Raw genomic sequence first — 270 nt, forward strand, 5'->3', positions numbered from 1 at the left:
TACGAGTATTTAGCCTTGGAGGATGGTCCCCCCATATTCAGACAGGATTTCTCGTGTCCCGCCCTACTTGTCGTACGCTTAGTACCACCGTTTGAATTTCGTGTACGGGGCTATCACCCGCTATGGCCACCATTTCCAGAGTGTTCCACTATTCAATCGACTATCACGTACAGGCTCTTCCCATTTCGCTCGCCACTACTTTGGGAATCTCGGTTGATTTATTTTCCTGCAGCTACTTAGATGTTTCAGTTCGCCGCGTTCGCTTTGCAT

The 270-nt window shown here is 48.9% G+C and carries 1 rRNA gene; it reads right to left on the minus strand.

Annotation, left to right across the window (positions count from 1 at the left end):
• Position 1 precedes the first annotated feature (1 nt).
• Positions 2-270 (minus strand): 23S ribosomal RNA (locus F8197_RS29530); the annotation flags it as partial.

The organism is Duganella sp. FT27W (genome assembly GCF_009295655.1).
GTDB classification, from domain to species: domain Bacteria; phylum Pseudomonadota; class Gammaproteobacteria; order Burkholderiales; family Burkholderiaceae_D; genus Rugamonas; species Rugamonas zoogloeoides.